This window comes from Streptomyces incarnatus (assembly GCF_001027185.1).
GTDB classification, from domain to species: Bacteria; Actinomycetota; Actinomycetes; order Streptomycetales; family Streptomycetaceae; genus Streptomyces; species Streptomyces puniciscabiei.
The window spans coordinates 6442878-6456407 of record NZ_CP011497.1 but is presented as its reverse complement, the minus strand read 5'-3'; the positions used below and the strand labels follow the sequence as shown (position 1 = coordinate 6456407).

Annotated in this window: 10 protein-coding genes; 3 read left to right on the top strand and 7 right to left on the bottom strand. The window is 71.7% G+C overall.

Going from position 1 to position 13530, the window contains the following annotated elements; genetic code table 11:
- Positions 1-65: 65 nt before the first annotated feature.
- The 5 genes from whiA to ABB07_RS29140 form a co-directional block, all read right to left on the bottom strand.
- On the bottom strand, positions 66-1055 hold the full coding sequence (gene whiA / locus ABB07_RS29160; protein WP_014672011.1) for a DNA-binding protein WhiA: 990 nt from the start codon (positions 1053-1055) through the stop codon (positions 66-68).
- Positions 1046-2137, bottom strand: coding sequence for a gluconeogenesis factor YvcK family protein (locus ABB07_RS29155; protein ID WP_208901499.1), 1092 nt, complete (start codon positions 2135-2137; stop codon positions 1046-1048). Before ABB07_RS29155 ends, whiA begins: the two co-directional genes overlap by 10 nt.
- Positions 2134-3153 carry an RNase adapter RapZ gene (gene rapZ, locus ABB07_RS29150; protein WP_208901498.1) on the bottom strand — a complete coding sequence of 340 codons (1020 nt, stop codon included), beginning with the start codon at positions 3151-3153 and terminating at the stop codon, positions 2134-2136. The genes ABB07_RS29155 and rapZ overlap by 4 nt, the downstream gene beginning before the upstream one ends.
- Positions 3150-5240, bottom strand: coding sequence for an excinuclease ABC subunit UvrC (gene uvrC / locus ABB07_RS29145; protein ID WP_208901497.1), 2091 nt, complete (start codon positions 5238-5240; stop codon positions 3150-3152). The genes rapZ and uvrC overlap by 4 nt, the downstream gene beginning before the upstream one ends.
- Before the next feature lie 328 nt (positions 5241-5568).
- Positions 5569-5736 carry a hypothetical protein gene (locus tag ABB07_RS29140; RefSeq protein ID WP_208901496.1) on the bottom strand — a complete coding sequence of 56 codons (168 nt, stop codon included), beginning with the start codon at positions 5734-5736 and terminating at the stop codon, positions 5569-5571.
- A gap of 281 nt (positions 5737-6017) precedes the next feature.
- Between ABB07_RS29140 and ABB07_RS29135 the strand changes: the two genes are divergently transcribed.
- Positions 6018-6965 (top strand): hypothetical protein, encoded by a 948-nt coding sequence (locus tag ABB07_RS29135; protein ID WP_208901495.1) that lies wholly within the window; start codon positions 6018-6020, stop codon positions 6963-6965.
- Between the two features lie 427 nt (positions 6966-7392).
- Here the strand turns inward: ABB07_RS29135 and ABB07_RS29130 are convergent, their stop codons facing one another.
- Complete coding sequence (locus ABB07_RS29130; RefSeq protein ID WP_208901494.1) at positions 7393-7821, bottom strand: Rieske (2Fe-2S) protein; 429 nt, start codon at positions 7819-7821, stop codon at positions 7393-7395.
- A 266-nt stretch (positions 7822-8087) separates the two neighbouring features.
- Between ABB07_RS29130 and ABB07_RS29125 the strand changes: the two genes are divergently transcribed.
- Both ABB07_RS29125 and ABB07_RS29120 read left to right on the top strand, forming a co-directional pair.
- Positions 8088-9218 carry a LacI family DNA-binding transcriptional regulator gene (locus tag ABB07_RS29125; RefSeq protein WP_208901493.1) on the top strand — a complete coding sequence of 377 codons (1131 nt, stop codon included), beginning with the start codon at positions 8088-8090 and terminating at the stop codon, positions 9216-9218.
- A complete protein-coding gene (locus ABB07_RS29120) occupies positions 9215-10126 on the top strand; it encodes a carbohydrate kinase family protein (protein WP_208901492.1) in 912 nt (303 codons plus the stop codon). The genes ABB07_RS29125 and ABB07_RS29120 overlap by 4 nt, the downstream gene beginning before the upstream one ends.
- 188 nt (positions 10127-10314) lie before the next feature.
- Here ABB07_RS29120 and uvrA read toward each other — a convergent pair whose 3' ends face one another.
- Positions 10315-13341, bottom strand: a complete 3027-nt coding sequence (gene uvrA, locus ABB07_RS29115) for an excinuclease ABC subunit UvrA (RefSeq protein ID WP_208901491.1) — start codon at positions 13339-13341, stop codon at positions 10315-10317.
- Between the last annotated feature and the right edge of the window lie 189 nt (positions 13342-13530).

Below are 13530 nucleotides of genomic sequence, written 5' to 3'. Positions count from 1 at the left end.
TACACGGAGGCCGGCGCCCGAGCCCCGACTGGGCCTCGGCACCGGCCTGTTGGCGAGGGGACCGGTCAGCCGGCCAGGTTGTCCGCCAGCTCCTCGGTGAGGTTGGCCTCCGTGCCCGGGATGCCGAGGTCGGCGGCCCGCTTGTCGGCCATGGCGAGCAGGCGGCGGATACGGCCCGCGACCGCGTCCTTCGTCAGCGGCGGGTCGGCGAGCGCGCCCAGCTCCTCCAGCGAGGCCTGCTTGTGCTCCATGCGCAGGCGTCCGGCGGCGGCGAGGTGCTCGGGGACCTCGTCGCCCAGGATCTCCAGCGCACGCTGCACCCGCGCACCGGCGGCCACGGCGGCCCGGGCCGAACGGCGCAGGTTCGCGTCGTCGAAGTTGGCGAGCCGGTTGGCCGTGGCCCGCACCTCGCGGCGCATCCGGCGCTCCTCCCAGGCCAGCACCGACTCGTGCGCGCCGAGGCGGGTCAGCAGCGCGCCGATCGCGTCGCCGTCGCGGACGACCACCCGGTCCACGCCGCGCACCTCGCGGGCCTTCGCGGCGATCGACAGCCGGCGGGCGGCGCCGACCAGCGCGAGCGCGGCCTCCGGGCCCGGGCAGGTCACCTCCAGGGAGGAGGAACGGCCGGGCTCGGTCAGCGAGCCGTGTGCCAGGAAGGCCCCACGCCAGGCCGCCTCCGCGTCGCAGGTGGCCCCGGAGACCACCTGCGGAGGCAGTCCGCGGATCGGGCGGCCCCGGCCGTCCACGAGCCCCGTCTGGCGGGCCAGCTGGTCACCGCCCGCGACGACCCGCACCACATACCGCGAGCCCCGGCGCAGCCCGCCGGGCGCCATCACGATCAGCTCGGAGCTGTGGCCGAAGATCTCCAGGATGTCCCGCTTGAGACGGCGGGCCGCCATCGCGGTGTCCAGCTCCGCCTCGATCACGATGCGCCCGCTCACCAGGTGAAGGCCGCCGGCGAACCGCAGAATGGCGGAGACCTCCGCCTTCCTGCAGCAGGTCCGGGTGACGGGGAGCCGGGAGATCTCGTCCTTCACCGCTGCCGTCATCGCCATGGGCCGATCCTTCCATGCATCCGAAAAATACGGTCGTACGCGGCGGCCAACAGCTCCGGGTCGTGCCGGGGTGTTCCGTCGGTCCGGGCCACCGGCGCCAGCTCGATCGCGGCTCCCAGCCGTTTGGCGGCCTCGGTGAGCGAGTCGCGGTCGGGCACGGCGGCCTCGTCGGCCAGCACCACGTCCAGGGCGAGTTTAGGGGCGTGTCGCCCCAAAACCTCCAAATGACGCTGCGGGGAGAAGCCCTCGGTTTCTCCCGGCTGCGGCGCGAGGTTCAGGGACAGCACCTTGCGTGCCTTGGTCTCGGTGAGGGCGTCCAGCAACTCGGGGACGAGCAGGTGCGGGATCACCGAGGAGAACCAGGAGCCGGGGCCGAGCACCACCCAGTCCGCGTCGAGGACCGCGGCCACGGCCTCGGGCACGGCCGGCGGGTCGTGCGGCACGAGGTGCACCGACTGGACCTCGCCGGGCGTGAGCGCGACGTTCGCCTGCCCGCGCACGGTGTCCACGTCCTCCGGGCGCTCCGGGTCGTGGCCCTTGACCAGGGCCTGCAGCTCCAGCGGTACGGCGGACATGGGCAGCACCCGGCCGTGCGCGCCGAGCAGCTTGCCGACCAGGTCCAGGGCCTGCACATGGTCGCCGAGCTGCTCCCACAGGGCGACGATCAGCAGATTGCCGACCGCGTGCTCGTGCAGATCGCCCTGGGACTGGAAGCGGTGCTGGATGACCCGGGCCCAGGTCTGGCCCCACTCGTCGTCGCCGCACAGCGCGGCCAGTGCCTTGCGCAGGTCGCCGGGCGGCAGCACACCCAGCTCGTCGCGCAGCCGGCCGCTGGAACCGCCGTCGTCGGCCACGGTGACGACGGCGGTGAGGTCGCCGGTGATCCGGCGCAGCGCCGCGAGCGAGGCGGACAGGCCCATGCCGCCGCCGAGCGCGACCACCTTGGGCTGCGCGCCCCGGCGGCGGGACCGGCCGCCGCGGGCCTCGGCGGGGCGGGCCGTCCCCTCGGCCGTGGCGCGGCCGGTGCGCCCCTCCGGCACCATCCGGCGCAGCCGGCCCAGCCGCCGTGTACGTTCCGTCATTCCCGTCCCATGTCCCGGTGTACGACCACCGTCTCCACGCCCTCGGCCGCCAGGCGCGCGGCGAGCTTCTCCGACATCGCGACCGAGCGGTGCTTGCCGCCGGTACAGCCGATGGCGATGGTCACATACCGCTTGCCCTCGCGCCGGTAGCCGGCGGCGATGAGCCGCAGCAGTTCGGCGTACCGGTCGAGGAACTCCTTCGCGCCGGGCTGGTTGAAGACGTACGCCGACACCTCCTCGTTCAGGCCGGTGAACGGGCGCAGCTCCGGGACCCAGTGCGGGTTGGGCAGGAACCGCATGTCCGCGACCAGGTCGGCGTCGACCGGGAGGCCGTACTTGAAGCCGAACGACATCACGGTGGCCCGCAGCTCGGGCTCCTCCTCGCCGGCGAACTGGGCGTCCATCTTGGCGCGCAGCTCGTGCACGTTCAGGCTGGAGGTGTCGATCACCAGGTCGGCGTCTCCGCGCAGCTCGCGCAGCAGCTCGCGCTCGGCGGCGATGCCGTCCACGATGCGGCCGTCGCCCTGCAGCGGGTGCGGGCGGCGCACCGACTCGAAGCGGCGCACCAGAGCCTCGTCGGAGGACTCGAGGAAGACGATCCGCCGGGTGACGCCCCGGGTGTCGAGGTCGGCGAGGGACTCGCGCAGATTGTCGAAGAAGCGCCGGCCGCGGACGTCCACGACGACCGCGATCCGCGCCACGTTGCCCTGGGAGCGGGCGCCCAGCTCCACCATGGTGGGGATGAGGGCGGGCGGGAGGTTGTCCACGACGAACCAGCCGAGGTCCTCCAGACACTTCGCCGCCGTCGACCGTCCCGCTCCGGACATACCGGAGATGATCACCAGCTCGGGGATGGCCGCTTCCGGGACCGAGGCCGGCGTACCGTCCGTGCTCACCTGTGCTCCGTTTTCCTGGGCGGCGGGCTGCTCGCCGGCCGCGGGGTGCGGCTGATCCCGCCCCGCTTCCGTGTGGGCCCGATCTCGCGCCGCTGTGGGTTGTGCGTCGTGCTCCGTCATCTCTCCTGCCCCCGTCGTTCGTCCGGGAGGCCCGCGGTCACGGGCTCTCCCGGGGGACCCGCCGTCGTCTCGGGTTCCCCGTCATCAATGATCTCTCCAGTCGCCGTGTTCACGGCGGGTGCGGCCGGAGCCGCCTGGGCGAGGGCCGCGGCGATGGTCTCGGCCGTCTTCCGGCCTATCCCCGGGACCTCCTGGATCTGCTCGATTGTGGCGGACCGAAGCCTCTTCACCGAGCCGAAATGCTTGACGAGCGCCTGTTTGCGGGTCTCGCCGAGGCCCGGGACGTCGTCCAGGGGGCCGGCCCGGAAGCGCTTGGCGCGCTTGGTGCGCTGGTAGGTGATCGCGAACCGGTGGGCCTCGTCCCGCACCCGCTGGAGCAGATACAGCCCCTCGCTGGTGCGGGGCAGTACCACCGGGTCGTCGTCGCCGGGCAGCCAGACCTCCTCCAGGCGCTTGGCGAGGCCGCAGACGGCGATGTCGTCGATGCCCAGCTCGTCCAGGGCGCGCCGGGCGGCGGCGACCTGGGGCTGCCCGCCGTCGACGACGACCAGCTGGGGCGGGTACGCGAACTTCTTGGGGCGGCCGTCGTCGTCCTTGAGGGAGTCGGTGACCACTTCGGTGCCGGTGAGCGCGCCGTCGCCGTCGGGGCGGGAGTCCTCGGAGCCCTCGGCCCACTCTCCCGTCCTCTCCTTCTCGGCGAGGTACCGCTTGAAGCGGCGGGTGATCACCTCGTGCATGGAGCGGACGTCGTCCTGGCCCGCGAAGCCCTTGATCTGGAAGCGGCGGTACTCGCTCTTGCGCTGCAGGCCGTCCTCGAAGACGACCATGGAGGCGACCACGTCGTCCCCCTGGAGATGCGAGATGTCGTAGCACTCGATGCGCAGCGGGGCGCTGTCCAAGTCGAGGGCCTCGGCGATCTCCTCCAGGGCGCGCGAGCGCGTGGTCAGGTCGGAGGCGCGCTTGGTCTTGTGCAGCGCGAGGGCCTGCTGGGCGTTGCGCTGCACGGTCTCCATGAGCGCCTTCTTGTCGCCGCGCTGCGGGATGCGCAGCGAGACGTTCGCCCCGCGGCGGCCGGTCAGCCACTCCTGGACGGGCTCGACGGGCTCGGGCAGCGCCGGGACCAGGACCTCCTTGGGCACGGCGTCCCCGGTCTCCTCGCCGTACAGCTGCTGCAGGGCGTGCTCGACCAGGGCGCCGGTGGTGACCTCCTCCACCTTGTCGGTCACCCAGCCGCGCTGGCCGCGCACCCGGCCACCGCGCACATGGAAGATCTGCACGGCCGCCTCCAGCTCGTCCTCGGCGACGGCGATGAGGTCGGCGTCCGTCGCGTCGGCGAGCACGACGGCGTTCTTCTCCATGGCCTTCTTCAGGGCCTCGATGTCGTCGCGCAGCCGCGCCGCCCGCTCGTACTCCATCTCCTCGGCCGCCTCCATCATCTGCTTCTCCAGACGGCGGAGGTAGGTGCCAGTGCGGCCGGCCATGAAGTCGCAGAACTCCTCGGCCAGCTCCCGGTGGTCCTCGGGGCTGATCCGGGCGACGCAGGGGGCGGAGCACTTGCCGATGTAGCCGAGCAGGCAGGGGCGGCCGGTGCGGGCGGCGTTCTTGAACACCCCGGCCGAGCAGGTGCGCACCGGGAACACGCGCAGCAGCAGGTCGACGGTGTCCCGGATGGCCCACGCGTGCGCGTACGGCCCGAAGTACCGGACGCCCTTCTTCTTGTGACCGCGCATCACCTGCACGCGCGGAAACTCCTCGTTCATGGTCACCGCGAGGTACGGGTAGCTCTTGTCGTCGCGGTACTTGACGTTGAACCGGGGGTCGTACTCCTTGATCCAGGAGTACTCCAGCTGGAGGGCCTCGACCTCCGTGGACACCACGGTCCACTCCACCGACGCGGCGGTGGTCACCATCGTCCGGGTGCGCGGGTGCAGGTTCGCCAGGTCCTGGAAGTAGTTCGCCAGGCGCTGGCGCAGGCTTTTCGCCTTTCCGACGTAGATCACCCGGCGGTGCTCGTCACGGAACCTGTACACCCCGGGGGAGTCCGGGATCTCACCCGGCCTGGGGCGGTAGCTGGAGGGGTCGGCCATGTCTCACACCCTACTGGCGAGCACCGACACCGCGTCGGGCCTGTGGACAACGCCGACGCCCGTGCCGCTCACCTGTCCACAGCCCATCCGGTGTCCGCCGGCGGCCGGCCCGTGCCGATCAGGCTCCGGACGATCCGGAACGCCTCGTCGAGCGGCACGGTGTCCTCGTCGGGGGACGCGTCGCACTGCCCGCTCGCCGTCCGGAGAACCCCCGCTCAGCCCTGCGGCTCTCGCGGAGACTGCGTGCGCGCCCGGGTCGTCCTCTTCGTCGAGGAACATCACCAGGACGCACTCGGCGTTGGTCACCACGGGACGCACTCGGCGTTGGTCACCACAGGGCGCGCTCGGCGTTGCTCACCACGGACAGCAGGCGTCCGGCGGAGCTGGTCAGCCAGGTTTCGAGACGGCCCTCGGCGATCCGCCGCTGCAGCACGGTGACCGCTTCCTCCGCCGTCACGGCCGTGCGATCACCGTCGAAGGTCCAGGTCTGCGTCACGCGTCGATCTTCGCATCGGCCGGCCAGGGAGGGCGTGGCGCTCGTGGCCTCAGGGCCCGGCGCGGAGCCACGACCGGAGCAGGGTGGCCATGGCGGGTTCGAGGTGTTGTCGGGGTCTGGTCAACACGCTTCAATGCGGGGGAACTCGGGGCCGTGCACGCACCCGAACAGGCACCGCGTGCGCAGCCAGGGGCGTCCGCGACGTCCACGGGGGTGGCCCCGACACACCAGCGCAGACGGCCTGACCAGCCGTAGCGAGACTCACAGAAAGGCGCCCCGGCATGCGGCATGCCACAGAGCACGCGCATCTCCCCACCGCGGAGCTGGACACGGCCCTGCGGGGCGGCCCCTTCCATGTGGCGCTGCGCGCCGCGATCGCCGCACGCGGGCTGCCGCTCCAGCGCGTCCAGCACCACCTGTCCCGGCACGGCGTCAAGGTGGGTGTCACCAGCCTGAGTTACTGGCAGCAGGGGGCCCGCCGCCCCCAGCGCCCGGAGTCCCTGCGGGCCGTACGAGCCCTGGAGGAGATCCTTCAGCTGCCGGACGAGTCGCTGATCCGGCTGCTCGCCGAGGCCGACGGCCGCGCGACGGCCGGCCGACCGGCGGGGCGCTCCTACCGCTCCCTGATCCAGGCCTCGGACGTCCTGGACCGGCTCCGGGCCGAGCTCGGCTGCTCCCTCGACGGCGGGCTGCACACCCTGGGCCACCACGAATGCGTCCGCATCGGCGCCCGGCGCGAGCTGGCCGGGCGGGATGCGCACCACATCGTGCGCGCCCACCGCGACGGCGTCGACCGCTTCATCGCCGTGCACCACGGCGACCCCGGCTGCCGCCCGCACGACATCAGGGTGCGGGCACTGGAGAACTGCCGCACGGGCCGCGTCCGCTGGGACCAGGACACCGGTGTGCTGGTCGCGGAACTCCTCTTCGGGACCCGGCTGCGCGCAGGCGACACCTTCCTCTTCCGGTACGGCATCGAGGACGGCACGGCCGGACCCTGCCGCGAGTACCTCCACCGCTTCGGCTCCCCCGGCGGCCAGTACGCCCTCCAGGTGCGGTTCGACGCGGCCGCGCTGCCGGCCCGCTGCCACCGCTTCACCCAGCACTCCACGGCGGCCCCCCGCAGCGGCCGCCACGAACTGCGGCTCACCGGCCCCCACCACTGCGTCCACGTGGTGGAGCCACGGATCCGCCCGGGGATCGTCGGTATCGCGTGGGAGTGGGAATGAACTCGGCACGGAATTGCGGGGGCTGAGGCGTCTCGGATACGGGGCGGGGTTGAGGGTGGGGGTCGGGCTGGGCGTGGGCGGGGCCGTGGGGGTGGGGCGTGGTGGGGCTCGGGGTGGAGCGCGAGGCGGGCGCCCTGGCGCGGGAGGTGCGGCTGCCGGGTGAAGCGCCGGGAGGGGTGCGGTCTGCGGGGGCGTGCGTAGATGTGAGGTCGTCCGGGTCGTGGGCCCCCGGGGGTGTTACGCCGGGCGTGAGGTCCGTGCGGCGGCTGAATGGTCGGGCGTGGTGACACTGCCGGCCGGAGGCCGCACGCCGGGGCCGGGGGCTGGGGCCCGTGGGTCGGTCCGGCCGGAGGCCCGACGCTGCGCCGGCGGTGGTGGGTGGGCGTACACCCTGTTGACACGCCCGCGGCGAGAGCGCGGCGTTCGTTCAGGCCCCCGGGCCTGCGATGATCCTGCCGTTCTTGGTCTTCACGGGCAGCTCGGCCAGGGGTTCGGTGGCCGGTGACTGGACCACCTTGCCCGTCACGGCGTCGAACTGGCTGCCGTGACAGGGGCAGATCAGGGTCGTCCCCTGGAGCTTGTTGATCGGGCACCCCGCGTGCGTGCAGATCGTGCTGTAGGCCTTCAGCGTGCCGTTCCCTTCCCGGCTGACGACCACGTTGTGGTCCCGGTAGAGCTTGGCGCCGCCCTTCGAGACCTCGCTCTCGGCGCCGAGGTCCACCGGCGCGGTAGGCGTGGCAGCGACCGGGTTGCTCTGGCCCGGGGCGGAGCACGCGGTCAGGCCGAGCCCGGCGACCGGGGCCACGGCGGCCCCTCGAAGAACGGTACGACGGCTCGCGGACGGTCGGGCGGGCATCTGGGACTCCACTGCTCAAGGGGTGTGCGGGGCGACGATACCCGGGCACAACGGCCGACGCGGAGGCGGGGGCGGCGGCTGATGGGGATGCGGTGCCGATAGGGGCGTTCGGAGCGAAAGGGCACCTGGAGAGCAGCGCGGAGAAGGAGGGCGAGAGCGAGGGCGAGGGTGCGTAAACGCTTGCGTAAGCGTTTACGCGAGGGCACTCGATGAGATAGCGTCCCGGCCGGAAGGATTGCGTTCGATCGGGTCAAGAGGGAGATGCGATGCCCACGATGGCGGACGTCGCGCGGAGCGCCGGGGTTTCCGTGGCGACCGTCTCCCACGTGCTGAACGGCACCCGCCCGGTGCTGCCCCACACCCGCCAGGCCGTGCTCGACGCCATCGACGCCCTCGGCTACACCCCCAACACCCTCGCGCGGTCCCTGGTGACCTCGCGCACCCGCTCCCTCGGGCTGGCAGTGTCGGCGATCAGCAACCCGTACTTCACGGAGATCCTCCAGGGCGTCGAGGCCGCCGCCCTGGAGGCGGGCTACAGCCTGCTCATCGCGGACCCGCACGACGACCCCGGGCATGAACGCAAGGTCGTGCAGCTTCTCCATGAACGCCGGGTGGACGGCCTGATCGTCGCTCCCTCCGCGCGTCCCCACGAACTGGTCGGATATCTGCGCCGCCACGCGGTGCCGACCGTGTTCCTGGACCGGATGATCGACACGGGCGCGACGGACGGCTCAGCGGTGGCTGCCGGAGCCGGTGCGGCCCGCGACGAGGACACGCCCTGGTACGACCAGGTCTGCGCCGACAGCGCCGAGCCGACCGCCCGTCTGGTCACCCATCTAGCCGGCCTGGGCCACTCCAGGATCGGCCTGGTCGCGGGCCTGCCCGGGCTCAGCACCACCAGTGAGCGTGTCTCCGGTTACCGGGACGGCCTGAGCGCCGCCGGCCTGGATGCCGATGAACGGCTCCTCGTGTCCGGCCACTCCGAGTCCTCGGGTGCCGAGCAGGCCACGGCCGCCCTGCTCGCACTCCCCGAACCGCCCACGGCACTCGTCACCGCCAACAACGCCATGACCATCGGCGCCCTGCGCGCTCTGCGCCGGCACGGACTGGCCGTCCCGGACGACATCGCCCTGTGCTGCTTCGACGACTTCGCCTGGGCCGATCTGTTCTCCCCCCGGCTCACCGCCATCGCCCAGCCCAGCAGGGAGTTGGGCGCGCAGGCCGTCGAGGTGCTCCTGACGCGTCTCGACGAGCCGCGTCGGCCGACCCGGACCGTGCGGCTGCCGTGCACGTTCGTCCATCGCACGTCCTGCGGGTGCCCGGAGGATCCGGGAGGGTCCGAGGAGCCCAGGCACGCCGCATCATCCACGCCGTCGGAGAAGGGAACCGCCTCGTGATCGTCGTCGCCGGTGAGGCACTGATCGACCTGGTACCGCAGGGCTCCGGCGCCCTTGCGGCCCTGAAGCCGGCGCTCGGCGGCGGCCCGTACAACACCGCCGTGGCCCTTGGCCGGCTCGGCTCCCGCACCGCTTTCTGCTCCCGGACCTCGCACGACGCCTTCGGCGAGGCCCTGCTGGACGGGCTGCGACGCGCGGGAGTGGACGTGTCGGGCGTGCAGCGCGGGACGGAGCCGACGACGCTGGCGGTGGCCACGATCGACGGCAGCGGCTCTGCCGCCTATTCCTTTTATGTGGACGGCACCGCCGACCGTCTGTTCACCGCCCCCGCCGCGCTGCCCGACGCTACGCGCGCGGTGTCCTTCGGCACCTGCTCGCTCGTCCTGGAACCGGGGGCAAGTGCCTATCAGGAGCTGATGCGCGCGGCGGCCGGGCAGGGGCTGTTCACCGCCCTCGACCCCAACATCCGGGCGGGGCTGATCCCGGACGCGGACGCCTACCGGGCGCGCTTCAAGAGCTGGCTGCCCTCGGTGACGCTGCTGAAGCTGTCGGCGGAGGACGCCGAATGGCTGGGCGGCACCCCGCGGGAGTGGCTGGCCGCGGGACCGGCGGCCGTGGTGGTGACCCGGGGCGGGGACGGGCTGACCGCGTTCACCCGGGACGGCGCGGAGCACTCCGTACCCGGTGAGAAGGTCGCCGTGGTGGACACCATCGGCGCCGGTGACACGGTGAACGCGGCCCTGCTGCACGGGCTTTCCGCCCTGGATGCGCTGTCGGAGGAAGCGCTCGCCGCCCTCGGGACGGAGGGCTGGACGCGGCTGCTGCGCTTCGCGGCACGCGCGGCTGCGATCACCTGCTCGCGGGCGGGGGCCGAGCCGCCGTTCGCGGCCGAGCTCGGTGATCTCTGAGGGGCCTTCTTCTCCGCCTGCTCTCTCTGCTGTTCTCGTCTCTGTTGTTTTCGTCTCTGTTGTTGTCAAGGTGCGGCCCGGTGCGGGGTGCTGGGGATCTGGCGGACCTCGCGGCCGGGGTGGCTGATGGTGGAACGAGCGGCGCCCCGCGGGAAGTTCCCGCGGGGCGCCGTTTTTCTGGCGTTGTGTCAGGCCTTGCGGGTCCGCGTCGTCTTCTTCGCGGTCGCCACCTTCTTCGTGGCCGCGTCGGCCTTCTTGGTGGCCGTGCTGTTGGCCTTGGCCGTCACCGTCTTCTTCGCCGCCGTCTTCGCCGCGGCCGTCCTCCTGGCCGTGCCGTTCCGCGGCGCCTTCACCGGTTCGGCGTCGCTGACGCGGTCGGCGCCGAGGATCTCGCGCAGGAACTTGCCGGTGTGGCTGGCCGGAACCCCGGCGACCTCCTCGGGGGTGCCCTCGGCGACCACGAGGCCACCGCCGGCGCCGCCCTCCGGGCCCATGTCGACGATCCAGTCGGCGGTCTTGATCACGTCGAGGTTGTGCTCGATGACGATGACCGTGTTGCCCTTGTCGACCAGGCCGCCGAGGACCTTCAGCAGCTTGCTGATGTCCTCGAAGTGCAGACCGGTGGTCGGCTCGTCCAGGACGTAGACCGTGCGTCCGGTGGAGCGCTTCTGCAGCTCGCTGGCGAGCTTCACGCGCTGGGCCTCACCGCCGGAGAGCGTGGTGGCGGACTGGCCGAGGCGGACGTAGCCGAGGCCGACGTCCTTCAGCGTCCTCAGGTGGCGCGAGATGGCCGGGACGGCCTCGAAGAAGTCGGTGGCCTCCTCGATCGGCATGTTCAGCACATCGGCGATGGACTTGCCCTTGTAGTGGACCTCCAGGGTCTCCCGGTTGTACCGGGCGCCGTGGCAGACCTCGCACGGGACGTAGACGTCCGGGAGGAAGTTCATCTCGATCTTGATGGTGCCGTCGCCCGCGCAGTTCTCGCAGCGGCCGCCCTTGACGTTGAAGGAGAAGCGGCCGGGCAGGTAGCCGCGGACCTTCGCCTCGGTGGTCTCGGCGAACAGCTTGCGGATGTGGTCGAAGACGCCGGTGTACGTCGCCGGGTTGGACCGCGGGGTGCGGCCGATCGGCGACTGGTCGACGTGCACGACCTTGTCGACCAGGTCGTCGCCGTCCACGCGCGTGTGCCGTCCAGGGACGTTCCTCGCGCCGTTCAGCTCGCGGGCCAGGTGGGTGTAGAGGATGTCGTTGACCAGCGTCGACTTGCCGGATCCGGAGACGCCCGTGACGGCCGTGAACACACCCAGCGGGAAGGACACGTCGATGTCCTGCAGGTTGTTCTCACGGGCGCCGTGCACGGTCAGCTGACGGGACGGGTCGCGAGGCCGCCGGATGTCCGGCAGCGGGATCGCCTTGCGGCCCGAGAGGTACGCGCCGGTCTGCGACTCGGTGTTGTCGAGCAGTTCCTGCAGCGAGCCGCTGTGCACGACCTTGCCGCCGTGCTCGCCGGCGCCGGGGCCGATGTCCACGACCCAGTCGGCGACCTTGATGGTGTCCTCGTCGTGCTCCACGACGATGAGCGTGTTGCCCATGTCGCGCAGCCGGACCAGGGTCTCGATCAGCCGGTGGTTGTCCCGCTGGTGCAGGCCGATGGACGGCTCGTCCAGCACGTACAGGACGCCGACCAGGCCGGAGCCGATCTGGGTGGCCAGTCGGATGCGCTGGGCCTCGCCGCCGGAGAGCGTGCCGGCCGCGCGGTTCAGCGAGAGGTAGTCCAGGCCGACGTCGACCAGGAAGCGAAGTCGTTCGTTGACCTCCTTCAGCACCCGCTCGGCGATCTTCTTGTCGCGGGCGCTCAGTTTCAGCTGCCCCAGGAACTCCGCGCAGTCGCTGATCGACATCCCGGAGACCTCGGCGATCGACTTCTCCATGATGGTGACCGCGAGGACGATCGGCTTCAGGCGCGTGCCCTCGCAGGAGGGGCAGGGCACCTCGCGCATGTAGCCCTCGAAGCGCTCGCGGCTTGCGTCGCTCTCGGCCTCGCTGTGGCGGCGCTTCACGAACGGCACCGCGCCCTCGAAGGGCGTGGTGTACACGCGCTCGCGGCCGTACCGGTTGCGGTAGCGGACCTCGATCTGGGTCTTGTGGCCGTGGAGCAGGGCCTTCTTGGCGCGCTGCGGCAGGCCCGCGAACGGGATGTCCGTGCGGAAGCCGAGCGCGTCCGCGAGGGCGCCGATCAGGCGGCCGAAGTAGTCCTTGGTGTGCCCGTGCGACCAGGGGTGGATGGCGCCCTCGTCCAGGGACTTGTCCTCGTCCGGGACGATCAGCTCGGGGTCGACCTCCATACGCGTGCCGATGCCGGTGCAGTCGGGGCAGGCGCCGAAGGGCGAGTTGAAGGAGAAGGAGCGGGGCTCCAGCTCCTCGAAGGACAGGTCGTCGTACGGGCAGTACAGGTGCTCGGAGTACATGCGCTCGCGCTCCGGGTCGTCCTCGGGGAGGTCGACGAAGTCGAGCACGACCATACCGCCGGACAGGCCGAGGGCGGTCTCCACGGAGTCGGTCAGGCGGCGCTTGGCGGACTCCTTCACCGTGAGGCGGTCCACGACCACCTCGATGGTGTGCTTCTCCTGCTTCTTCAGCGCCGGCGGGTCGGACAGCTGGATGGTCTGCCCGTCCACGCGCGCGCGGGAGTAGCCCTTGGTCTGCAGGTCGGCGAAGAGATCGACGAACTCGCCCTTGCGCTCGCGCACGAGCGGCGACAGCACCTGGAAGCGGCTCCCCTCCGGCAGCTCCAGGACCTTGTCGACGATGGCCTGCGGCGACTGGCGGGAGATCGGGCGGCCGCACTCGGGGCAGTGCGGCTTGCCGATGCGCGCGAAGAGCAGACGCAGGTAGTCGTAGACCTCGGTGATGGTGCCGACCGTCGAGCGGGGGTTGCGCGAGGTCGACTTCTGGTCGATGGAGACCGCCGGGGACAGGCCCTCGATGAAGTCGACGTCCGGCTTGTCCATCTGGCCGAGGAACTGCCGGGCGTACGAGGAGAGCGACTCCACGTAGCGCCGCTGGCCCTCCGCGAAGATCGTGTCGAAGGCCAGGGAGGACTTGCCCGACCCGGACAGGCCCGTGAAGACGATGAGCGAGTCACGAGGCAGGTCGAGCGAGACATTCTTCAGGTTGTGCTCGCGCGCGCCACGGACGATGAGACGGTCGGCCACGCCGGTCCGCACCTTTCTTGAGAGAAGTGACAGGGGCGGGGCCCCCGTGCTTCTTCAGACTAGGGGGAGCCACTGACAACGCCGGTCGGATTGCCCGGTTGCATAACAACCTCCGGCCATCCAGCATGCCCGACGCCGCCCTCGACGATATAGCACGTGCTTTCGATTTGAGGGCGGGGTTCACCACCT